This is a genomic window from Bradyrhizobium sp. SZCCHNS30572 (assembly GCF_032484415.1).
Taxonomy (GTDB): domain Bacteria; phylum Pseudomonadota; class Alphaproteobacteria; order Rhizobiales; family Xanthobacteraceae; genus Bradyrhizobium.
Genome location: NZ_JAUESY010000010.1, coordinates 180,471 through 202,867 on the forward strand (window position 1 = coordinate 180,471; position 22,397 = coordinate 202,867).

A 22,397-nucleotide genomic window follows, 5' to 3' on the forward strand; every position below is an offset into this window, starting at 1 on the left:
ATGTTCGCCCTCCGACTACGCCGCCGCTGCGACTTCGTCGATCGAGGACATGACGGCCTCGGTCGCCGTCTGATGCACCATGTGGCCGGCGCCGCGCACGCGGCGAAAGGTGCTGTGGCTGACGTCGTGATGAAGCCGTCTGGACTGGGCGTCGATGTCGATCAGGCGATCCTGATCACCGGCAACGATCACGACCGGCATCTTCAGCTCACCGTACGCTCTCCTGAAGCGGAAAGCATCGGGAATCATCAGCGCGGCCTCCGCGGCGGAGGCGCGGATCTGCGACGGGCGAACCGCCATTTCCTTGGGGAAGCCGGCAAACTTCGCCGGAACCGATCGCGGGCCGAACAGCTTGGCCATTAGCAGCGGCCACATCATCCGGTTGATCAGAGGGGAGATGGTGTAGCGCAGGATATCGCCCAGCAAGGGAATGGCCGGAGCCGATCCGGCCACCACGTCGGACCGGAAGGTCGGATAGTAATAGCCAGAGGCGAGCACCATGCCCTTGACCATGGCCGGATGTTCGAGGGCGAGCGCGACGGCGACGGATGCGCCCCAGGAGTGACCCAGGACGAAGGCCTCCGAGACGCCCAGGCGATCGAGCGCGCTCTTGATCAGCCCGGCCTGCGCCGTCGGCGTCCACACGACGTTGCACGGCCGGTCGCTGTGGCCGAAGCCCGGCCGGTCGAACGCAATGACACGGTAGTTCTGCGCCGCCAGATCGATCAGGCCGCTGGAGGCGAAGTCCTGGATCATGCTGCCGTTGCCGTGCAGCAGCACCAGCGGCACGCCGGTGCCGCGCTCGACATAGTGCAGCCGGACGCCGTCGACGTCCATGAACTGGCCGGCAGGAGGATTGGCCCGCTCGGCAGACTTGGCGAGGCGGCGATTGATCAGTGCTGTGACGGCCAGAACGGCCGTGGCCGCCGCTGCCGCCAGAAGAAATGGATGAGTCTTCGCCAGCGACCGGCTGCGACGCGCCAGCGGCTGGAGGGAGGGTGTCGAGTTGGTCAGGCGGCTGGGCGTCGACGCCGCGAGCGCGCGCGCTGTGGTCCGGGCTGCGGTCATCATCTGCCCTCATGGAAAGGCGTGCACGACACCCGGAGGATCCGAGAAATGATGCAGCGCAGGGGCAACGGCCGGTCACGCGGTTCGTTCCGTCGTGCCGTCCTGGCACGCATGGTCGGGGTGTAGGTCGACCTCCGAGCGGTCCGGCCGAGCTCGACCAGCGCAATCGGTCCGGCTTCTGCACCCGCCGGCTCGAGGCAGGACCCCCCCAGATGTGCCTTGCGCAAACGGCCCGTCGGGCAGAATCTGCTTTACGAAATTCAGAAATCGTGTTTTGATGCGCGCATCCCGCCTCACTCGGAGGGGCGTTGCGCGCGATCGTCACGACACGCGAGGCGGGGAGCGATGGCCGCGCTTGTGCCGCAGCGTGTCTTCGGACGCGCCGACGAACGGCATGGCGCGGACGTGAAGTCGCAGCGTGCTGACACCCCGATGCTGGTGTCCCGCGCAATGCGCAAGCATTGTCGCGAATGGTGGCCAACAAGCACGGCGCACCAGGCAGACTGCGTATAAGCGTTAAGACCGTCGCGCAGGGAAGGCCGGGCGTTCTCGGCTGCACCTGTGGTACCTGCCGCCTGCATTTTTTTCGCAGGCGGGCCGCAGGCGTCAGCCGACGCCTGGCCTTCCCTGCGCCCTCCGACGTGATGAGGGTGAACGACATCAGCACAGCTCGGGCAGCATCTGCCGCGGGAGCGCTCGCTCATGGGCTATGACGAACCGATCGCGTCAGCTTTCGAGCAGCCACTCCGTCGCGCTGCGCCACAGCGTGTCGCGATGCGCCGCGCGGAAGAAGCCCATATGGCCGATTGCGGACGCCCCGACGTCCTGCGGCGCGATGCCGAGCAGCTCCGGCGTCGTGCCCGTATAACCAGCGCACAGCAGCTCAACCGCGGGCCGCGTGGCCCAGGGATCGTCGGCGAGGCACAGCGCCCGGACGGGACTCTTGAAGTTGGCGTAGTTGGCAAGCGGCAGCGATGCGTCATCGAACAGATAGCGCGGGCTCATGATCCAGCGCACCCATTGCAGGAAGACACCCTTCGGCAGGTCCTCGCCGACGCCACTCCAGCCCGGCGTGTAACCCAGCGCATGAGTCAGCGGGACGCCAACGCCGTTGAGCATCGTCGCCACGCGCCAGCGTTCGCCCGGGGCCATCAGCTTCCAATAGCCGGCCTGCGAGGCGATGAAGAGGGCGCGCGACACCTCGGTGTTGTTGGCGAGCAGGCCGAGCGTCTGGCCGCCGAAGGAGTGGCCGACATAGCGCAGCGGCAGCGCACCGTAGCGCGCACGCATCCAACCGACCGCGCCGGTGATGTCGAGTGCGGCCCAGTCGGTCATCGAGGCCGCAAAGCCCTTCAGGGAGCGGGGACGGCTGCCGCCGATCCCGCGATAGTCGTAAGTCAGAACCGCGCAACCCTGCTGGGCAAGATGAGCAGCGAAGCCGCGATAGATCCGGCGCGGGATCGCTGCCCCGGAATTGATCAGCACGGCATGCGCCGGCGTGCCGCGCGGCATGAACAGGGTGCCCGCGAGCGCAAAGCCATCGACGGCCGGAAGGGTCAGATCCTCGCTCGAAACACCGTCGGATCCCGTCTCACCCACGCCTCGTCCTCCCATCACTTGCCCTTCCGCAGCAAAGTCAAATTCGGGTGGTGGTGCAAGCCCTTGTGTCGGCGCCCTAAATTCCAAGTGGCGGCACGGGGGCAGGCTGTGTATAAGGCGCGCGCCGCCGCGCGGGGAATTTGGCGTGCAGTTGCCGAGAGGGAGTAGAGAGCCATGACCGAGCGCTGGAGCCCGGAGAGCTGGCGGTCCAAGCCGGTGCAGCAGGTGCCTGACTATCCCGACCAGAAGGCGCTCGCCGAGGTCGAGGCGCAGCTTGCGACCTTCCCTCCGCTGGTGTTCGCCGGCGAGGCGCGCAACCTGAAGAAGGCGCTGGCGCGGGTGGCGGCGGGCGAGGCATTCCTGTTGCAGGGCGGCGACTGCGCCGAGAGCTTCGCCGAGCACGGCGCCAACAACATCCGCGACTTCTTCCGCGTACTGCTGCAGATGGCCGTGGTCATGACCTATGCCGGCGCGGTGCCGGTGGTGAAGGTCGGCCGCATCGCCGGCCAGTTCGCCAAGCCACGCTCGTCGCCGACGGAGAAGATCAATGGCGTCGAGCTGCCGAGCTATCGCGGCGACATCGTCAACGACACCGCCTTCACGCCCGAGGCGCGCATCCCCAATCCGCAGCGCCAGCTCGACGCCTACCGGCAGTCGGCGGCGACCTTGAACCTGCTGCGCGCGTTCGCCACCGGCGGCTTCGCCAATCTCGGCAGCGTGCATCAGTGGATGCTCGGCTTCGTCAAGGATTCCCCGCAGTCGCGGCGCTACAAGGAGCTGGCCGACCGCATCTCGGACGCGCTCAACTTCATGCGCGCCTGCGGCCTCGACCTCGAGAGCCATCCGGAGCTGCGCGCCACCGACTTCTACACCAGCCACGAGGCGCTGCTGCTCGGCTATGAGCAGGCCTTCACCCGGGTCGATTCCACCACCGGCGACTGGTACGCGACCTCGGGCCATTTCATCTGGATCGGCGACCGCACCCGCCAGCTCGACCACGGCCATGTCGAATATTTCCGCGGCATCAAGAACCCGATCGGCCTGAAATGCGGCCCGTCGCTGAAGCCGGACGAGCTGCTGAAGCTGATCGACATCCTCAATCCCGACAACGAGCCGGGCCGGCTGACCCTGATCAACCGCTTCGGCGCCGACAAGGTCGGCGATCATCTGCCGGGACTGATCCGCGCGGTGCAGCGGGAAGGGCGCAAGGTGGTGTGGTCGTGCGATCCGATGCACGGCAACACCATCACCTCGACCTCGGGCTACAAGACGCGGCCGTTCGATCGCATCGTATCCGAGGTGCGGGCGTTCTTCGCGGTGCATGCCGCGGAGGGCACCCATGCCGGCGGCATCCATCTCGAGATGACCGGCAAGGACGTCACCGAATGTATCGGCGGCGCGCGCGCGATCACGGACGAGGATCTCAACGACCGCTATCACACGGTGTGCGATCCCCGGCTGAACGCCGAGCAGTCGATCGACATGGCGTTCCTGATCGCCGAGCTGCTGAAGCAGCAGCGCGGCGGCAAGACCGCACCGATGCCGGCCGTCGCGGGCTTCTGATGCTGCGTCTGTGGCGCGCGACGGTCAACTCGCGCAACGGCCTGGCCTTCGCGCTGCGCTCCGAGCAGGCGGTGCGCGAGGAGGTCGTCGCATTCCTGCTGGCGCTGCCGCTGGCCTATGTCATCGGCGTCACGCCGATGCGAAGCGTCGAGCTGGTCTGCGCGGTGGTGCTGGTGCTGGTCGTCGAGCTGCTCAACACCGCGATCGAGAAGCTCGCCGACCGCCTCACCACCGAGCACGATCTGCAGATCGGCCGGGTCAAGGATCTCGGCTCGGCCGCCGTCGGCGTCGCGCTGCTGATGTCGGGCTGCTTCTGGCTGTTCGCGATCGCCGAGCGGCTCGGGCTGCTTTGAATGAGTTGAGCGATGGCCGCTGACATCTTCAGGATCACGCTGGCCCAGCTCAACCCGACGGTCGGCGACATCGCGGGAAATGCCGCGAAGGCGCGCGAGGCGCGGGCGAGGGCGGCGGCCGACGGCGCTGATCTCGTGGTGCTGCCGGAGCTGTTCCTGGCGGGGCATCCATCCCAGGACCTGTTGCTGAAGCCGGCATTTCAGGCCGCGTGCCGGGCCGCGATCGAGGCTCTCGCGCGCGAGACCGCCGATGGCGGGCCGGCTGTGCTGATCGGCACGCCCTGGATCGACGACGGCAAGCTCTACAATGCCTGCGTGCTGCTCGACACCGGCCGCATCGTCGCGACGCGCTTCAAGGCCAACCTGGCCGATAGTGATCAGAAGCGCGTGTTCATGCGCGGCCCGGTGGCCGGCCCGCTCAGCGTGCGGGGCGTCCGCATCGGCGTCGCGATCGGCGAAGACATTTCGCCCGAAGAATCCTCGAACTCCGAAAACGTCATCGAGACGCTGGCGGAAACCGGGGCCGAACTCATCGTCGTGCCGAGCCGCTCATGCTACCTGCGCAGCGGCGGCGACCGGCGCCTCTCGGCCGCCGTGGCCCGCGTCACCGAAAGCGATCTGCCGCTCGTCTGGCTCAATCAGGTCGGCGGTCAGGATGGCGCGGTGTTCGATGGCGCGTCCTTTGCGCTGAACGCCGATCTCTCGGTGGCGGCACAGCTCCCGGGCTTCGTCGATCAAGTCACGACCTTGGCATGGAGCAGGGGAGACGACGGCTGGCAGTGCCGGGGACCGGTCACCACGCCGAGCGAGGGCGATGAGGCGGACTACGCGGCCCGCGTGCTCGGCCTGCGCGACCACGTCGAGAAGCATGGCTTCACCGGCATCGTGCTGGCTCTGACCGGAGGCATCGAATCCGCGCTGTCATTGGCGATGGCCGTCGATGCGCTCGGAGCTGCGAGGGTACGCGGCGTGGTGCTGTCCGGGCTCGACCTGCCGCAGGAATCGCCGGCTATTGCAGTCGCGGCGCGCTTCGGCGTCACCGCCGAGACGTTGCCGATCGCACCGGCAGTGGCAGGCTTCGAGGCGGTTCTGCCCGGTCCGCTGGCGGGCAACGCCCGTCACGCTCTTTTGGCGCGCGTGCGCGGCTCGCTGCTGCTGGCCTTGGCGAGCCTCTCCGGTGGGCTCGCGGTCGTGCCTCGCAAGACGTCGGACCTGCATGGCTGCGAGATCGGTGACGCGACTGGCGGTGCCACTCTCGTCGACGGCGTGTCCCAGGCCGAGATCGTTCGTCTCGCAGCGCTGCGCAATCGTTGGAAGCCTGCGAACGCGCTGGGACCGTCGGGCGAAGTTATGTCGCCCGATCTCGCTGGCCGCGCGTCCTCAGATGCGTTCGAAGGATGACCCGATGGCCCGGCGATCTCGCTCAACGCGCCGGAATGAAGGTCGGTCCGACCGTGCGGATCTGCTTGTCGCCACCGGCGCCCGTCGTGGCGTCCGCGGTCGCGGGCGCTGCCGCATCGGCCGGCGCAGCGCCTTTGCGGGCGGCGTTCGCCGGCGGCTTGCCGGTCTGGCGCTGCTGCATCCGCTTGGCGCTCTCCTCGGTGACGATGATGTCGCCCTGCTCGGCGGCCGTGGCCCGGTCGTCGATCGATTTCAGCGCATCGGCCCAGGTCTGGCCGGGCGCCTTGCAGGAACAGCTCGGGTTGAACTCGGTGCGATACTTGAAGGCGTTCGGCAGCGCGGTGTAGGGCTGGCCGTTGACCGAGACCGCCTGGTTCATGTCCTCGCCGGGATTGCGATAGGTGAACAGCGTCGCGTCGGCGGCGGGGCATTGCGCCTTGCAGGCGCGCTCGTCGTCGGCGAAGCGGCCGGGAACGGTGGCAAACGAGATCGGGAAATAGGCGCCGTCGCAGCTACGCACGCACACGGTCCGGTAGGTGCCCTGCGGCGCCGCGAGATCGGCGCTCGGCGGCGGCAGCGATGCGGCGGGATTGCTGTCGGCACCGCCGCCGAACAGGCTGGTCAGGAAGTTGCCGCCGCCGCCGCCGCGATTGGCGTTAGCGTACTGCTGATATTGCGGGCCGCAATTGTTCTGGCCGAGGGCTGCCAGCACCGAGCGGCGCTGGTTGTCGCGCTCGCCGCCGAACCCGCCGCCACGGAGCCGCTCCAGGCTGCTCATGATCTGGTCCAGGTTGGACCGCATCTGCTGGATCTGGTTGTTCACCGGGGCGCATTCGGCCGAGCGGCCGTTGAAGATCGAGAAGAAGCCCGGGCTGTCGCAGCCCATGCGCTTGGCCTGCATGCTGACGCGGTCGAGCTCGCCTTGCTGCTTGGCGGCAGCATCCTGATAGCGCCGGATCTGGTCCTCACGCGCGGGATCGCCGCCACCGCGATCGATCGTGGCGAGCTGCGCCTCCAGGCGCGGACAGATCGGATTGACGCCGGCCTGCGGTCCGGGCGGGCCCGGCGGCATCTGCGCATAGGAATCGGAGCTGGATTGCGCGAGGGCGAGCGAGCCGGTCAGGGTCAGTCCGAGCAGCGCAGACACGGCCAGCAGGCGCGGAGACAGGGATGCGATCAAGATGCGGTATTCCGGTCCATGGGTGCAGCCGCGGGACTAGCACAGAATTCGGAAAAATCGCGGCAGCGGCGGGCATCCCATAGCCGCTTTGTCGGGCATCGTCACGTCGTTTCCAGGGCGCCGGGGTGGCGGGAACCGCCGTTCCCGGCCGTCTCAGCGCTGGCAGGTGATCGCGACGAAGTCGCTGCAGCCGCCACGGGCGCAGTTTGCGCCGGCTTTCGGCACCGATCCGGTGATTTCATCGGGGTCGACGCGGCGATAGGAGGAGGCCTGTGCAAAATCCCGTGATTGGCAGTACGACCGCGCGGCCGAGGCGCCGCATCGGTCGCCCTTGGCGAGGCACTGGTCGACGCCGTAGCCGTCGGCTTCGTTGGCGATGATGAAGATGCGGCTCTCCGCCGTGGCGGTGGTCGCGGCGGCGAGGAGAACACAGCAGGCGAGCAGCGCCGGGGAGATTCGCATGGTGCACCGGTGGGTGTAGGAGACAACTCATGGTTAGGCCCAAAAGCTTAAAAATGATTAACCATGAGGCGGGGCGCGAGCATTTGGGCAGTGAAAACGGCCGTTTTGCGGCTCTTGACGGAGACAGTCTGCTGCAGCATGGTGAGTTTCATGAACGGTTTCCTCGCCATCTGCTGCATTTGCCGCGAGATTACGCGCTAGCGATTCGCTGGCTGAGGCCGTCTTTTCTCAACAGAGATGATCAGGACGCCCGGCCGGCAGGTCGGAAGTGTGATTCGTGCCGTGGCGGCCCGCTCGCGGGCGGTCGTGCGGCGTAGGACACCCGTTTCGCTTCGTCATGGACTGTCGGTCCGGCGGGGCGGTGAGCACAGGGCATTCGGGGACGGACCATGGACTTGCGTTTGTACGACACCGCGTCGCGGGAGAAGCGCCCCTTCGTGCCGCTCGATCCCAACAATGTCCGCATGTATGTCTGCGGACCGACGGTCTACGACTTCGCCCATATCGGCAATGCGCGGCCCGTGATCGTCTTCGACGTGCTGTTCCGGCTGCTGCGGCATCTCTATGGCAAGGATCACGTCACTTATGTCCGCAACATCACGGACGTCGACGACAAGATCAACGCCCGCGCCGCGCGCGACTTTCCCGGGCTGCCGCTGAACGAGGCGATCCGGAAGGTGACGGAGCTGACGGCCAATCAGTTCCGCAGCGACGCGGCTGCGCTCGGCAGCCTGCCGCCGACCTTCGAGCCACGCGCCACCGAGTTCGTGCTGCCGCGCCCTGATGGCAAGGCGGATATGGTGAGCCTGATCAAGCAACTGATCGCGCGTGGCCACGCCTATGAGGCGGGCGGCGAGGTGTTGTTCGACACCCGGTCGATGCCGGACTACGGCGCGCTGTCGGGCCGCAGGCTCGACGAGCAACTCGCCGGCGCGCGCGTGGCCGTCGATGCGCACAAGAAGAATCCTGCCGACTTCGTGCTGTGGAAGCAGTCGTCGGAGGACGAGCCGGGCTGGGACAGCCCGTGGGGCCGCGGCCGGCCGGGCTGGCACATCGAGTGCTCGGCGATGAGCGCAGCCTATCTCGGCGAGGTCTTCGACATCCATGGCGGCGGACTCGATCTGATCTTCCCGCATCATGAGAACGAGATCGCGCAGTCGCGCTGCGCGCACGGCACGTCGGTGATGGCGAACTACTGGCTGCACAATGAGTTCGTCCAGGTCGAGGGCGCGAAGATGTCGAAGAGCCTCGGCAATTTCGTCACCATCCGCGACCTGCTGGCGGACTGGCCTGGCGAGGTGCTGCGCCTCAACATGCTCAAGATGCATTATCGCTCGCCGGCCGATTGGACCGTCAAGGGCCTGGAGGAGAGCGCGAAGACGCTCGACGACTGGTATCGCGTCGTGGCCGATGCGCCGGGTGAGCAGCCGGGGCCCGAGATCATCGCCGCCCTCGTCGACGACCTCAACACGCCGCTGATGATCGCAGAGCTGCACGCGTTGCGGAGCCGTGCGGCGTCCGGCGGCGAGACGGACCGCGCGGCCTTTGCCGGCTCGCTCCGCTTTGCGGGCTTCCTGTCGGACACCGTCGCGCGATGGGAAGCGCGAAAGCAGCAGGCCAAAGGCGTCGACGCCGCCAAGGTCGAAACCCTGATCGCCGAGCGTACCGCGGCCCGGGCGCGCAAGGACTTCAAGGAGTCCGATCGCCTCCGCGACGCACTCGCCGCGATGGGTATCGTATTGAAGGACGGCAAGGGCGCCGACGGCAAGCCGGTCACGACCTGGGAGATTGCGCGATGAGCAAGCCCGACACCCCGTTTCCGCGGCACTGGCTGTACTACATCCTGCTCAAGCTGGTGCTGATCGCGGGCGCAGTGGCGCTGGTCACGAAACTCTATGGCATGTGGTGACGCATGGGACAGGCTCTCCCGAGGCCCGCGCTGCGGCCGTTTCTTCCCGCTGATGCGCCGGTGCTGGCCGCGATCTTCGTCGCCAGCATCCAGCAATTGACCGGTGATGACTACAGCGAGGAGCAGCAGGAGGCCTGGGCGTCCGCTGCTGAGGATGAGACGGGTTTTGGCAAGAGGCTGGCATCCGAGCTCACCTTGATTGCGACCCTGCAGGGCTCGCCGGTCGGCTTCGCCGCGCTGAAGGGCAACGATCACATCGACATGCTCTATGTCCATCCGAATGCGGCCGGGCAGGGCGTCGGGGCCCTGCTATGCGACGCGCTGGAAAAGTTGGCGGGCGCGCGCGGCACGACCGGTCTGTCGGTCGACGCTAGCGACACGGCGGTCGAATTCTTTCGCAAGCGCGGCTACGTCGCGCAGCAGCGCAATAGCGTCTCCATCAATGGCGAGTGGCTCGCCAACACGACGATGAAGAAGACGCTCGGCTCCGGGGGAGCGCAGGCATGAGCAGGGCAGGCACAAGCAGGGAACGGCTTTATCTGTTCGACACCACCCTGCGTGATGGCGCGCAGACCAACGGTGTCGATTTCACGCTGGCCGACAAGCAGGCCATCGCGCGCATGCTCGACGATCTCGGCATCGACTATGTCGAGGGCGGTTATCCCGGCGCCAACCCGCTCGACACCGAGTTCTTCGCCGCCAAGCCGAAGCTCGGCCACGCCCGCTTCACCGCCTTCGGGATGACGCGCCGGGCGGGACGCTCGGTGTCCAACGATCCGGGCGTGGCGGCGCTGCTGGAGGCCAAGGCGGACGCGATCTGCTTCGTCGCGAAGTCATCCGCCTACCAGGTGCGCGTCGCGCTGGAGACCACCAACGAGGAGAATCTCGCCTCGATCCGCGACAGCGTGACGGCCGCGAAGGCTGCGGGGCGCGAGGTGATGCTCGACTGCGAGCATTTCTTCGACGGCTACAAGGAGAATGCGGAGTTCGCGCTGGCCTGCACCCGCGCGGCCTATGAGGCCGGCGCGCGCTGGGTCGTGCTGTGCGACACCAATGGCGGCACCATGCCGCACGAGATCGAGCTGATCGTCGGCGAGGTCGTGAAGCACGTGCCGGGCGATCACCTCGGCATCCACGCCCATAACGACACCGAGCAGGCGGTGGCGAACTCGCTTGCCGCGGTCCGCGCTGGCGTGCGGCAGATCCAGGGCACCTTGAACGGACTCGGTGAGCGCTGCGGCAATGCCAATCTGTGCTCACTGATCCCGACCTTGAAGCTGAAGACGGAGTTCTCGGATCGGTTCGAGATCGCCGTATCGGACCGGCAGCTCGCCGGCCTGATGAAGGTCTCGCGCACGCTCGACGACATGCTGAACCGTGCGCCGAACCGGCACGCGCCTTATGTCGGCGAGAGCGCCTTCGTCACCAAGACCGGTATTCATGCCTCGGCCGTGCTGAAGGATCCGCAGACCTATGAGCACGTCCTGCCCGAGCGCGTCGGCAATCATCGCAAGGTGCTGGTCTCCGACCAGGCCGGACGATCCAACGTCATCGCGGCGCTGGAGCGCGGCGGCATTCCCTTCAGCAAGAGCGATCCGAAGTTGACGCGCCTCGTCGAGGAGCTGAAGGAGCGCGAGGCCGCGGGCTACGCCTACGAGTCCGCCGACGCCTCGTTCGAGCTGCTGGCGCGGCGTACGCTGGGCTCGGTGCCGGAGTATTTCCGGGTCGAGCAGTTCGACGTCAATGTCGAGCAGCGCTACAACGCGCTCGGTGAACGCGTCACGGTGGCGCTGGCCGTGGTCAAGGTGGACGTCGCTGGCGAGCGGCTGATCTCGGCGGCGGAAGGCAACGGCCCGGTCAATGCGCTCGACGTCGCCTTGCGCAAGGATCTCGGCAAGTACCAGGGCTTCATCGACGGCCTCAAGCTGATCGACTACCGCGTCCGTATCCTCAATGGCGGCACCGAGGCGGTCACGCGCGTGCTGATCGAGAGCGAGGACGAAAAGGGAGAGCGCTGGACCACGGTCGGCGTCTCGCCGAACATCATCGACGCCTCGTTCCAGGCGCTGATGGATTCGGTATTCTACAAGCTGGTGAAGTCCGGCGCGAAGGGGTGAGATGATGCATCCGTCGTTGCGAGCGAAGCGAAGCAATCCAGGCCTGAATGCGCGATTCCGGATTGCTTCGTCGCTTCGCTCTTCGCAATGACCTGGAGAGGCCAGGAGCAAACGCATGATCGACCACGTCTCCGTCGGTGTCAGCGATCTCGTCCGCAGCGCGCGGTTCTATGAGCGTGCGCTGGCGCCGCTCGGGCTGACGCGGCTGATCGAGCGTCCCACGACCATCGGCTTCGGCAAGGCCTATCCGGAATTCTGGATCAATCTACGCCCCGCCATGGCGCGCGTGCCGGCCGACACCGGCTCTCATGTGTGCCTGCGAGCCAGGAGCACGGCGGAGGTCGATGCGCTTCACGCGGCGGCGTTGGAGGCGGGCGGAGTTTCCGACGGTGCGCCAGGACTGCGGCCGCATGATCGCGTGCGCTATTATGCGGCCTTTGTGCTTGATCCCGATGGCAACCGGATCGAGGCGGTCACATTCCCGAGCGAGTAGGGGCTCAGAGCCGTTTGGCGATCTCAGGCGCCATCTCGGTCTCTTCCTTGGCGACGCGGGCGGCGGCCTCGCGCAGGCGCGGCAGGATGTCCTCGACGCGTTCGGCCCTGAGCAGCTCGATCTGGAAGCCGGGGCGGATGAACTCGGTCTCGCGCATGTGCGCGAGCAGCCCGAACAGCGGTTCCCAGAAGCCGTCGATATTGGCCATCAGCACCGGCTTGGCGTGGCGTCCGAGCTGCTTCCAGGTCAGCTGCTCGACGAGCTCCTCGAGCGTGCCGATGCCGCCGGGCAGCGCCACGAACGCGTCGGAGTGCTCGAACATCAGCCGTTTGCGCTCGTGCATGTCGGGCGTGATGATGAGATCCTTGAGCGGCATCATGACTTCCTTCTTCACCAGGAAGTCCGGAATGATTCCGGTGACGTCGCCGCCATGGTCGAGCACGGCCTTGGCAACCGCGCCCATCATGCCGATGGAGCCGCCGCCATAGACGAGCCTGACGCCGTTCTCGGCAAGCGCCTTGCCGAGTGCTTTCGCCGATTCGATGAAGCTGGGATTCGTCCCCGGGCCGGAGCCGCAATAGACGCAAACGGTGCGGATTTCAGTCATTGGAGCGGTGTGACACTGCAGTTGAAAGGCGTCAAGACGAGGGCGGAGGACGTGGATTCGCGGGCTTTCACGGATTGATGCAGGCTGAATGGGTCCATTTGTCCGAAAACAAGTATGCAAATACTGCGCCGCGGCAACGGATTCCGTCGACGTACCGGTGCATCCGGCGCCCGGACACTCTATATGACGCAGGCAACGCCCGGCATCACAACATGCCAAAACACTCGCTGCTCCAGAACGTTTGATGCCGCCCGATTCCTCCTCCGAACCAGCCGCCAACCAGCCTTCGTCCCTCGAGCAGGGAACGCTGGCCGGCACGCTGCGCCACTTGTGGCCCTTCATCTGGCCGCGCGATCGCGCCGACCTGAAGATGCGCGTGCTATGGTCGGTGGTGCTGCTGATCGTGGCCAAGGTCGCGACGCTGGTCCTGCCCTTCACCTTCAAATGGGCGATCGACGCGTTGACCGGCGCCAATACCGCGCCGATCGCGCCCGATAACTGGGCGTTCTGGCTGGTGGCCTCGCCGATCGTCATGACGGCAAGCTACGGCGGGATTCGGGTGCTGATGGCGGTGCTGACGCAGTGGCGCGACGGTATTTTTGCCCGCGTCGCCATGCATGCCGTGCGCAAGCTCGCGACCATCACCTTCGTCCACATGCATGAATTGTCGCTGCGCTTTCACCTCGAGCGCAAGACCGGCGGCCTGACCCGCGTGCTCGAGCGCGGCCGCAACGCGATCGAGACCATCGTGCGCATGGTGATCCTGCAGCTGATCCCGACCATCGTCGAGGTCTCGCTGCTGACGGCGGTGCTGCTGTGGCAGTTCGACTGGCGCTACGTTCTGGTCACGCTCACCATGGTCGCGGCCTATCTCTATTACACCTACATTGCGACCGAGTGGCGCATCGAGATCCGGCGCCGCATGAACGACTCGGATACGGATGCCAATACCAAGGCCATCGACTCGCTGCTCAACTACGAGACAGTGAAGTATTTCGGCGCCGAGGCGCGCGAGGCCGAGCGTTATGACCGTTCCATGGAGCGCTACGAGCGGGCCAGCGTGAAGACCTATACCTCGCTCGCGGTGCTCAACGCCGGGCAGGCCGTGATCTTCACGATCGGGCTGACGGTGGCCATGCTGATGTGCGCCCAGGGCGTGCGTCAGGGACGCAACACGGTCGGCGACTTCGTCATGATCAACAGCATGATGATCCAGCTCTACCAGCCGCTGAACTTCATGGGCATGGTCTATCGCGAGATCAAGCAGGCGATCATCGACATCGAGAAGATGTTCGGCGTGCTCACGCGCGATGCCGAGGTGAAGGACGCGGCCGGAGCGACGCCTTTGGTGGTCACCTCTGGCAATGTCCGCTTCGACGATGTCCGCTTCGCCTATGAGCCGGAGCGGCCGATCCTGCAGGGGCTGAGCTTCGAGGTGCCGGCGGGCAAGACGGTCGCGATCGTGGGGCCGTCCGGTGCTGGCAAGTCGACCATCTCGCGGCTGCTGTTTCGGCTCTACGACGTCTCCGGCGGCCGCATCTTGATCGACGGCCAGGACATCCGCGACGTTACCCAGGTGTCGCTGCGCGCCCAGATCGGGATGGTCCCGCAGGATACCGTGCTGTTCAATGACACCATCCGCTACAACATCCGCTACGGACGCTGGGATGCGGACGACGCCGCCGTCGAGGAGGCAGCGAGGCTGGCCCAGATCGACGGTCTGATCCGGATGGCGCCGAAGGGCTACGAGACCCAGGTGGGCGAGCGCGGCCTCAAGCTCTCCGGTGGCGAGAAGCAGCGCGTTGCGATTGCCCGCACCATCCTGAAGGGGCCGCCGATCCTCGTGCTGGACGAGGCGACCTCGGCGCTGGACAGCCATACCGAGCACGAGATCCAGGAGGCGCTCGATGGTGTGTCGCGCAATCGTACCTCGCTCGTGATCGCGCACCGGCTTTCGACCATCGTGGCGGCCGACGAGATCATCGTGCTCGACCGGGGGCGAATTGCCGAGCGCGGCACCCATGCCGAGCTGCTGGCCAAAGGCGGGCTGTATGCCGGCATGTGGAACCGGCAGCGCGAGGCTGAGGAGGCGCGCGAAAAACTGGCGCAGATCGGCGACGATGCGGGGGCGCCGAACCGCAATCCGCCGGATCGGAGCGAGCCGGACGCGGCCGGGCCCGATCGGACCGGACAGGTGGCGAGTGCCGCCGAATGATGCCGCGAACCGCCCTGATCTGAACTCAAGAATGCATTAAGGATTCATTTTGACCTTCGCCGGCCATCGACCTAGTCAAGGCGGCGGTCCGCTCTGAGGTCAGAGCGACAACACTCAACGAAGCAGGCCATGTCGATCAGCAATTCCATCCGCGCTCAGATCCCGCCGATCCACCCGGAAGGTTATCCTTTCATCGGGGGATTTGCCCTCGTCAGCCTGATCCTGTTCTGGATATTCACCCCGCTCGGCTGGATCGGCACGCTGCTCACCGTCTGGTGCGCGCTGTTCTTCCGCGACCCGATCCGGGTCACGCCGCAGCGGGAAGGGCTGGTGGTGGCGCCGGCCGACGGGCGCATCTCCATGATCACGCGCGCCCTGCCGCCGGCCGAGCTCGGCCTCGGCGACCGGCCGCTGCTGCGGGTCTCGATCTTCATGAGCGTGTTCAACGTGCATGTGAACCGCAGCCCGGTGGCCGGCCGGATCGAGAAGATCGCCTACCGTCCGGGCGCCTTCATCAATGCCGAGCTCGACAAGGCGAGCGAGGACAACGAGCGCAACTCGCTCGCGATCTCGACGCCGCATGGCCGCATCGGCGTGGTCCAGATCGCAGGCCTCGTGGCGCGCCGGATCGTGTCGTTCGTGCGCGAGGGGCAGACCATTGGGGCTGGCGAGCGCTTCGGCCTGATCCGCTTCGGCTCGCGGCTCGACGTCTATCTCCCCGACGGCACGGACGTTCTGGTCTCGGAGGGGCAGACGGCCATTGCCGGCGAGACGATCCTGGCCGATTTCGACGTCCCCGTGCCCGGCCTGACGTTCCGGAGCCAGTGAACCGTCGCTGCCCGCTGGTGACCCATTAAGGGGACCTTGAGCTGTGTTCAGGCACAAGGTTCCGGCCCAAACCACACGTGGTATGATCATGAGCTTCGACGTGAACTCTCCCGAACTGCGCCGCCGCCGTTTCCGCCCGATCCCGGTGCGGCTGCTGGTGCCGAACATGATCACCCTGCTGGCGATCTGCGCCGGCCTGACCGCGATCCGGCTGTCGACCGAGGGACGGATGGAGCTCGCGGTCGGCGCCATCGTCTTTGCCGCCTTCCTGGACGGCATCGATGGCCGCATCGCCCGCATGATCAAGGGCCAGTCGAAGTTCGGCGCCGAGCTCGACAGCCTGGCCGATTTCGTCAATTTCGGCGTGGCGCCGGGCCTGATCCTGTATTTCTGGCAGCTCCATGAGCTGCGCGACGGCGGCTGGATCGCCGCCATGATGTACGCCATCAGCGGTGGCCTGCGGCTGGCGCGCTTCAATGCCAGCATCGACGATCCCAACAAACCGCCCTTCGCCGCCAATTTCTTCACCGGCGTGCCGGCACCGCTCGGCGCCATCACCGTGCTGCTGCCCGTCTATCTGGCGTTCCTGGACCTGCCGAGGCCGCCGGCGCTGGTGACGGCGTTCTACACCCTGCTGATCGCCTTCCTGATGGTGTCGCGGCTGCCGGTGTTCTCCGGCAAGACCACGCGGATGCGCGTCTCGCCCGAACTCGTACTGCCAGTGTTCGCCTCGGTGGTGTTCTTCGTGGCGCTGCTGGTGGTCTATCCCTGGCACATCCTGTCGGCCGGATCGATCCTCTACATCCTGAGCCTTCCGTTCGGCTGGCGGCTGTATCGGCACCAGGCGGCGCGGCACGCCGCGGTCCTTGGTGCCGCGGCTGCAGCGTCGCACGCCTCGTCTTCATCCGCGACGGCTTTTGCGCCGACCGGCGCGCCAGCGGTGGAGCAGGGGCAGCGGCCGCCGGAACGGCTGCACTGAGCGCAGGGCCCAAGACCCGGCGCGCGCTTTGCCGGCTTGGGCGCCTCAGTTATACCGGATGGCCAAGGACGGCCGCGAATGCCGTCCGCATCATCCGGAGAAAACGCCCGTGACAAGCATTGCCGCCGCGCCCCTCGCTGCTTCCGTCCTCGAGGCGCTCGCGCGCTACGATACGCCGACCATCTGCAACGCGATGGAGATCGTGGCGCCCGAGCGGCGCCTGATCGGCTACACGACCAAGCCGCTGGTGTGTCCGTTTCCCGATCTGCCGCCCATGGTCGGCTACGCGCGGACGGCGACGATCCGGTCCGTCGTCAAATCGGGATTGCCGGCGGAGGAGCAGGCGAGGCGGCGCACCGACTACTACGAATATGTCGGCACCGGTCATGGTCCCCGCATCGTCGTGATCCAGGATATCGACGGCCCCGACATCGGCTACGGCGCATTCTGGGGCGAGGTACAGAGCAACGTCCACAAGGCGCTCGGCTGCCTCGGCGTGATCACCGATGGATCGATCCGCGACATCCCGCAATGGGCTGCCGGCTTCCAGGCACTGGCGGGCTCGATCGGTCCGTCGCATGCGTGGGTGCATGCCGAGAGCTTCGGCGGCGAGGTCCGCGTCGCCGGGATGACCGTGCGCTCGGACGACCTGATCCACTCCGATCGCCATGGTGCGATCGTCATCCCGGCCGACATCGCGGCGAAGCTTCCCGAGGCGGCCGAGTTGTGCGCGCGCCGTGAAACGCCGATCCTGGAGATTGCGCGGTCTGCGGATTTCTCGCTCGAGAAGCTCAAGGCCGCCTTGAAGCGGTCGGCGGAGATTCATTGAGCGCCGCTTCGCTCCGGTCCCAATGGGCGAGCCGTGCCGCGCGGCGGTGCGGCCCGCCGGCCTTGCGCAGGGCGCTCGCCGAACTGCGACGCTGCAACCGCATCCGGATGACTACGGGGTGACGGCTGACCTTCCGCCGAAAATATCGCACACGGTGACGAATTACCCGCAAACAGGCCGGAATTCGCCGAAGGTTAAGCGGCCGTCGCTCGTTGAGAAGATTTTATCCATCAAGCTTTACCTGATGGCTAGCCTGTCCCGATAGGCATGTCGCCCGAGGGCGATGGACATGCGCAGGCTGATATCGAAATCCGGGCCGTTGTTCGGGCGGCTCGACCGGACCGTCGACAAGATGGTTCGGCTGATCGGACATTTCGGCAGCGCCGCGATCGGCCTCTCGGCGATCGCCCTGGTGTGGGCCGGCATCTTCTACACGATCTCCGAAGAGTATACGCGCACCGAGCAGTCGGCGCTTAAGAACGGCGCCAATCTGGCCCGCGCGTTCGAGGAGCAGATCATCCGCTCGATCCGCGCGGCAGATCAGACCTTGCTCTACGTCCGCGACTCCTATGCCAGGGACCCGCACAACTTCGACATGTCGCTATGGTCGAAGAACAGCCAGTTCCTGTCCGACTTCTCGTTTCAGGTCGTCGTGATCGGCAAGGACGGCATCATGCTGTCCAGCAACATCGATCCGAAGATGCGGGGCCTCGACCTGCGCGACCGCGAGCACTTCCGCGTTCATGCCGACGGCAAGGATGATTTTCTCTTCATCAGCAAGCCGATCTTCGGCCGTGTCTCCAACAAATGGTCGATCCAGTTGACCCGCCGCATCATCATGCCGGACGGTTCGTTCGGCGGCGTCGTGGTGGTCTCGCTCGACCCCGAATATCTGTCGAGCTTCTACAATTCGGTCGATCTCGGCAAGAAGGGCAATGTCACACTGCTCGGTCTCGACGGCATCGTGCGCGCACGGGCCTCTGCGGGTCCGGGGGGCGTCGGATCCTCGCTCGCCGGCAGCCCGGTGATGAGCGCCATTCAGCACAGAAGCAGCGGCTTCTACACCTTCAAAAGTCTGATCGACGGCGTCACGCGCATCTACTCGTTCCAGCGCATCAAGGATCTGCCGCTGGTGGTCATCGTCGGTCAGGCCTCCGAGGAGATCTTCAGCGCCTTCAAGCTCAACCGCGATCGTGATCTGCTGGTCGGAGCGTTGCTGACGGTGGTCATCGGCATCATCACGATCCTGATTGCGCGCTATCAGGCGGGGCTTGCCGCCTCGCGTGATGCCGCCGAGGCAGGTACGCGGGCGCGCTCCGAATTCCTGGCGATGATGAGCCATGAGATACGCACGCCGATGAACGGCGTCATCGGCCTTGCCGATCTCTTGCTGTCGGCGGACCTCGCGCCGGAGCAGCGCAAGATCGCGACCACCTTGCGCGAGTCGGCCGACTATCTGTTGCAGCTGCTCAACGACGTCCTCGATTTCTCCAAGCTCGATGCCGATCGTCTGGAGATCGAGCACATCGAGTTCGACCTGCACCGGTCGGTGACGGCGACCGCCGAGCTGCTGGTGTCCCGCGCCAAGGAAAAGGGTCTGCAGCTGACGACCTCGATCGCGCCGGAAGTGCCGAACTACGTGGTCGGCGATCCCGCGCGATTGCGCCAGGTGCTGTTCAACCTGGTCGGCAATGCGCTCAAATTCACCGAATCGGGCGGCGTCCATATCGATGTCCGTGCCGAGAACCTTGCCGGGCCGCACCTGACGCTGGTGTTCTCGATCGCCGATACCGGCGTCGGCATTCCCGCAGACGCCGTCAGCCGGCTGTTCAAGCAGTTCTCGCAGGTCGACAATTCCATCTCGCGCCGCTTTGGCGGCACCGGTCTGGGGCTCGCAATCTGCAAGCGCCTCGTCACCTGCATGGGCGGCGACATCACGGTGCAGAGCAAGGTGGGGGAGGGAAGCACCTTCACCTTCTCGATCCAGGTCCAGACGCAGCCGGACGTCGAGCAGGTGAGCGCGCCCGAGGCGACCATCGTGCCGGTCGGTGAGACGATCGCCGAGGAACGTCCGGGCAGCCTCGAGCCGCTGAAGATCCTCGTTGCCGAGGACAATCTGACCAATCAGTTCGTCATCAAGAAGCTCCTGGACAAGCTCGGTCACCGCTACGACATCGTCGAGAACGGAACCCAGGCGATCGCGGCCGTGCAGAGGCAGGCCTACGATCTCGTGCTGATGGACATGATGATGCCCGAGATGGACGGGCTGACGGCGACGCGGATGATCCGCTCGCTGCCGCCGCCCGCCCAGGACATCTACATTGTTGCCCTGACGGCCAACGCCACCAGCCAGGATCATCTGGCTTGCACGGACGCCGGCATGAACGACTTCGTGACCAAGCCGGTCACGCGCGATCGACTGAATGCCGCTCTGCTTCGCGCGGCCGCTGCTACACACAAGGAAAGGCTTGTCGCATGACCGACTGGGTGCAATTCGACGAATCCGTCTATCAGATCCTGGTCTCCGAGCTCGGCGAAGAGGATGCGCTGGAGGTCCTGCGCACGTTCCTCGACGATACGTCCGGAAAGTTCGGCACGCTTGCGGCCAAGTTCGAGGATCGCCTCGAACTGAGGCGTGAGGCGCATTCGATCAAGAGCTCGTCGGCGACGTTCGGTTTCTCGGCGCTGTCGCGCCTGTCGCGCGAACTCGAGGTGGGATCGGCGACGATGGAGCCGGCGCAGATGCTGGAGATGGTCCACAAGATGCAGCGATCATTCGATCAGTCGGCCGTCTTCGCCGCGGCGAACCTGCTCAAGTCCGGATCCTCAGCCGCTTGAGCGAGTCGGCGTGGTCTGCGGCGCTGCTGTTTACCTTTCATTATGCCTACCGAATTCAGTAACTCGTCCTTAATGGCGGACATCTAGTCTCGTGACATGCGGTCCAGAAGCACCGCGTCGGTCCGGCAGGGTCGTGGTTTGCGTACGCGGGTGGAGTTGACTCATGGATATTATGACGAGTGCGGGGCTCGTGGCTGGCGTGATCGTCATCGCGACGATGATGCTGCTGGGCGGCGATCTCGAGATGTTCGTCAGCGAGCACGCCGCAATCATCATCTTCGGCGGTTCGATCGCAGCCACCATGATTCGCTTCCCGCTGGGCGTTATGCTGCACGGCGTTCCGCTTGGAATGAAGTACGCTTTCACCATGAGCCGCCTGTCGGCCCGCGAGCTCGTCGACGAGCTCGCCCGCATTGCCGAGATCGCGCGCAAGCAGGGCCCGGTCGGCCTGGAAAAGGTCGAGACCGACGAGCCGTTCCTCGCCAAGGGAATCCGCTACGTGGCCGACGGCTACGACCTCGAATTCATCCGCGACAATCTCGAGCGTGACCGCGACAATTTCCTGATGCACCTCGACGAAGGCAGCAAGATCTATCGCGCCATCGGCGACTGCGCCCCGGCGTTCGGCATGGTCGGCACGCTGATCGGCATGGTGCAGATGTTCGCCAACATGACCGACCCCTCGAAGCTCGGCCCGTTCATGGCGACCGCGCTGCTCGCGACCCTGTACGGCGCGTTGGTGTCGAACCTGATCTGTCTGCCGATCGCCGACAAGCTGCATGGCAAGCTGCTGGACGAGGAAACCAACCGGACGCTGATCATCGACGGAATCCTGATGATCCGCGACTCCAAGAGCCCCGCCCTGGTCCGCGAAATGCTCCTGGCCTATCTGCCTGAGAAGCATCGCCACGCCGAAGGCGAGCCCGTGCCGGCCTGATCGGCTGCGGCGGGGCGATCCGGGGTGGGGTAGGCAATGGCCAAGAAGAAGAGGGGCGATGCGCATGGCGGCGGTCACGGCTGGTTCGTGACCTTTGCCGACCTGATGGGACTTCTGGTCAGCTTCTTCGTGATGCTGGTCGCGTTCTCGACCATGGACAACAACAAGCTGAAAGTCGTCGCAGGCTCGATGCGCGACGCCTTCGGCGTGCAGTCCGAGTCGCGCTATTCGGGCATCGTGGAATCCGACGGCCTGCCGACCCGGCCGAAGCTCAAGAACGCCGCCCACATCTCGCCGGAGGAGACCGCGCGCGAGCCCAGCCCCGAGCAGGAGGAGCGCCAGCATACCAATGGCGCCAAGCTGAAGATCGATCGCCAGTTCGCGCTGGCGTCTGCCTCGCTGCGTCAGGCGCTGCAGGACATGCCGGAGATGACCGAGATCTCCAAGCACATCATGTTCGAAGAGACCAAGCAGGGGCTCAACCTGGAGATCGTCGACCAGGACGGGCGGTCGATGTTCGCGGATGGCTCGAAGGTGCCCTTCGACCGCACGCGACGCCTGATCGAGAAGCTGGCCGCACCGCTCAAGGCGACACCGCTTCGGGTCCAGATCACCGGGCACACGGCCGCCGGCTTCGTTCCCGCCCGGAGCGATTATGATGGTTTCGACCTGTCGGCGGACCGCGCCAACGCAGTACGCCAGATCCTGGAGCGGGAAGGGCTGCCGGCGAGCCACATCTACGCGGTCTCCGGCAAGGCGGATAGCCAGCCACTGTTCCCGGACGATCCCTCGCTGGCCGCCAACCGCCGCGTGACGATCACCTTGATGCGGGAAGACCCGCCATTGCCGCCCGATCTGAAGCCGTAGCCGGGACGCTTCGCTTCCCGCATCATATTGCCGCACGGGCGACTGCGAACGGCAACGAGGAGCATCAGCAGGCACTTGATTCGCCTGAGGCAGATCCGACATCTGCCTCAGGGTGCTTGGGCTAAAGGCACTTGCCGCGATGCGGCATGCGA

General features: G+C 65.9%; 20 protein-coding genes. 15 read left to right on the forward strand and 5 right to left on the reverse strand.

The window, feature by feature from the left end; genetic code table 11:
* Window positions 1-15 precede the first annotated feature (15 nt).
* The gene (locus tag QX048_RS27965; protein WP_315827467.1) at window positions 16-1,068 is read right to left on the reverse strand and encodes an alpha/beta hydrolase; all 1,053 of its coding nucleotides are present in this window, start codon (window positions 1,066-1,068) and stop codon (window positions 16-18) included.
* 726 nt (window positions 1,069-1,794) lie between these two features.
* The gene (locus QX048_RS27970) at window positions 1,795-2,667 is read right to left on the reverse strand and encodes an alpha/beta fold hydrolase (RefSeq protein WP_315827362.1); all 873 of its coding nucleotides are present in this window, start codon (window positions 2,665-2,667) and stop codon (window positions 1,795-1,797) included.
* A gap of 174 nt (window positions 2,668-2,841) precedes the next feature.
* Between QX048_RS27970 and QX048_RS27975 the strand changes: the two genes are divergently transcribed.
* From QX048_RS27975 to QX048_RS27985, 3 genes are read left to right on the forward strand one after another with little or no spacing between them, the layout of a single operon-like run.
* Window positions 2,842-4,230 (forward strand): class II 3-deoxy-7-phosphoheptulonate synthase, encoded by a 1,389-nt coding sequence (locus QX048_RS27975; RefSeq protein WP_315714515.1) that lies wholly within the window; start codon window positions 2,842-2,844, stop codon window positions 4,228-4,230.
* On the forward strand, window positions 4,230-4,583 hold the full coding sequence (locus tag QX048_RS27980) for a diacylglycerol kinase (RefSeq protein WP_316200785.1): 354 nt from the start codon (window positions 4,230-4,232) through the stop codon (window positions 4,581-4,583). Before QX048_RS27975 ends, QX048_RS27980 begins: the two co-directional genes overlap by 1 nt.
* A gap of 12 nt (window positions 4,584-4,595) precedes the next feature.
* Window positions 4,596-5,984 carry a nitrilase-related carbon-nitrogen hydrolase gene (locus tag QX048_RS27985; protein ID WP_316200786.1) on the forward strand — a complete coding sequence of 463 codons (1,389 nt, stop codon included), beginning with the start codon at window positions 4,596-4,598 and terminating at the stop codon, window positions 5,982-5,984.
* A gap of 22 nt (window positions 5,985-6,006) precedes the next feature.
* On the opposite strand, the gene QX048_RS27990 is transcribed toward QX048_RS27985, so the two are convergent.
* Window positions 6,007-7,164 (reverse strand): DUF2865 domain-containing protein, encoded by a 1,158-nt coding sequence (locus QX048_RS27990; RefSeq protein ID WP_315827365.1) that lies wholly within the window; start codon window positions 7,162-7,164, stop codon window positions 6,007-6,009.
* Window positions 7,165-7,317: 153 nt separating this feature from the next.
* Entirely contained in the window at window positions 7,318-7,626 is a 309-nt protein-coding gene (locus QX048_RS27995) for a hypothetical protein (protein WP_315714511.1), read from the reverse strand.
* A 389-nt stretch (window positions 7,627-8,015) separates the two neighbouring features.
* On the opposite strand from QX048_RS27995, the gene cysS reads away from it, so the two are divergent.
* The 4 genes from cysS to QX048_RS28015 all read left to right on the forward strand — a co-directional run bounded on the left by cysS (window position 8,016) and on the right by QX048_RS28015 (window position 12,145).
* On the forward strand, window positions 8,016-9,425 hold the full coding sequence (gene cysS, locus QX048_RS28000; RefSeq protein ID WP_315827366.1) for a cysteine--tRNA ligase: 1,410 nt from the start codon (window positions 8,016-8,018) through the stop codon (window positions 9,423-9,425).
* A gap of 113 nt (window positions 9,426-9,538) precedes the next feature.
* Window positions 9,539-10,042, forward strand: a complete 504-nt coding sequence (locus tag QX048_RS28005) for a GNAT family N-acetyltransferase (protein ID WP_315714508.1) — start codon at window positions 9,539-9,541, stop codon at window positions 10,040-10,042.
* Window positions 10,039-11,652 (forward strand): citramalate synthase, encoded by a 1,614-nt coding sequence (gene cimA / locus QX048_RS28010; protein ID WP_315827367.1) that lies wholly within the window; start codon window positions 10,039-10,041, stop codon window positions 11,650-11,652. The genes QX048_RS28005 and cimA overlap by 4 nt, the downstream gene beginning before the upstream one ends.
* A gap of 115 nt (window positions 11,653-11,767) precedes the next feature.
* On the forward strand, window positions 11,768-12,145 hold the full coding sequence (locus tag QX048_RS28015) for a VOC family protein (RefSeq protein ID WP_315749685.1): 378 nt from the start codon (window positions 11,768-11,770) through the stop codon (window positions 12,143-12,145).
* A gap of 4 nt (window positions 12,146-12,149) precedes the next feature.
* Here QX048_RS28015 and QX048_RS28020 read toward each other — a convergent pair whose 3' ends face one another.
* A complete protein-coding gene (locus tag QX048_RS28020) occupies window positions 12,150-12,752 on the reverse strand; it encodes a TIGR00730 family Rossman fold protein (RefSeq protein WP_315749687.1) in 603 nt (200 codons plus the stop codon).
* 244 nt (window positions 12,753-12,996) lie between these two features.
* Here QX048_RS28020 and QX048_RS28025 point away from each other — a divergent pair, with 244 nt between their 5' ends.
* The 8 genes from QX048_RS28025 to QX048_RS28060 all read left to right on the forward strand — a co-directional run bounded on the left by QX048_RS28025 (window position 12,997) and on the right by QX048_RS28060 (window position 22,245).
* Window positions 12,997-14,967 (forward strand): ABC transporter ATP-binding protein/permease, encoded by a 1,971-nt coding sequence (locus QX048_RS28025; protein ID WP_315827368.1) that lies wholly within the window; start codon window positions 12,997-12,999, stop codon window positions 14,965-14,967.
* Between the two features lie 93 nt (window positions 14,968-15,060).
* Entirely contained in the window at window positions 15,061-15,795 is a 735-nt protein-coding gene (locus QX048_RS28030; RefSeq protein ID WP_315827468.1) for a phosphatidylserine decarboxylase, read from the forward strand.
* A gap of 88 nt (window positions 15,796-15,883) precedes the next feature.
* A complete protein-coding gene (locus QX048_RS28035) occupies window positions 15,884-16,774 on the forward strand; it encodes a phosphatidylcholine/phosphatidylserine synthase (protein ID WP_315827369.1) in 891 nt (296 codons plus the stop codon).
* 109 nt (window positions 16,775-16,883) lie between these two features.
* Window positions 16,884-17,603, forward strand: coding sequence for an RraA family protein (locus QX048_RS28040; protein WP_315827370.1), 720 nt, complete (start codon window positions 16,884-16,886; stop codon window positions 17,601-17,603).
* Window positions 17,604-17,892: 289 nt separating this feature from the next.
* On the forward strand, window positions 17,893-20,082 hold the full coding sequence (locus QX048_RS28045) for a hybrid sensor histidine kinase/response regulator (RefSeq protein WP_315827371.1): 2,190 nt from the start codon (window positions 17,893-17,895) through the stop codon (window positions 20,080-20,082).
* The gene (locus QX048_RS28050) at window positions 20,079-20,441 is read left to right on the forward strand and encodes an Hpt domain-containing protein (protein WP_315749694.1); all 363 of its coding nucleotides are present in this window, start codon (window positions 20,079-20,081) and stop codon (window positions 20,439-20,441) included. The genes QX048_RS28045 and QX048_RS28050 overlap by 4 nt, the downstream gene beginning before the upstream one ends.
* 163 nt (window positions 20,442-20,604) lie before the next feature.
* A complete protein-coding gene (locus tag QX048_RS28055) occupies window positions 20,605-21,378 on the forward strand; it encodes a motility protein A (protein ID WP_315714499.1) in 774 nt (257 codons plus the stop codon).
* Between the two features lie 36 nt (window positions 21,379-21,414).
* The gene (locus tag QX048_RS28060; RefSeq protein ID WP_315714498.1) at window positions 21,415-22,245 is read left to right on the forward strand and encodes a flagellar motor protein MotB; all 831 of its coding nucleotides are present in this window, start codon (window positions 21,415-21,417) and stop codon (window positions 22,243-22,245) included.
* Window positions 22,246-22,397 lie beyond the last annotated feature (152 nt).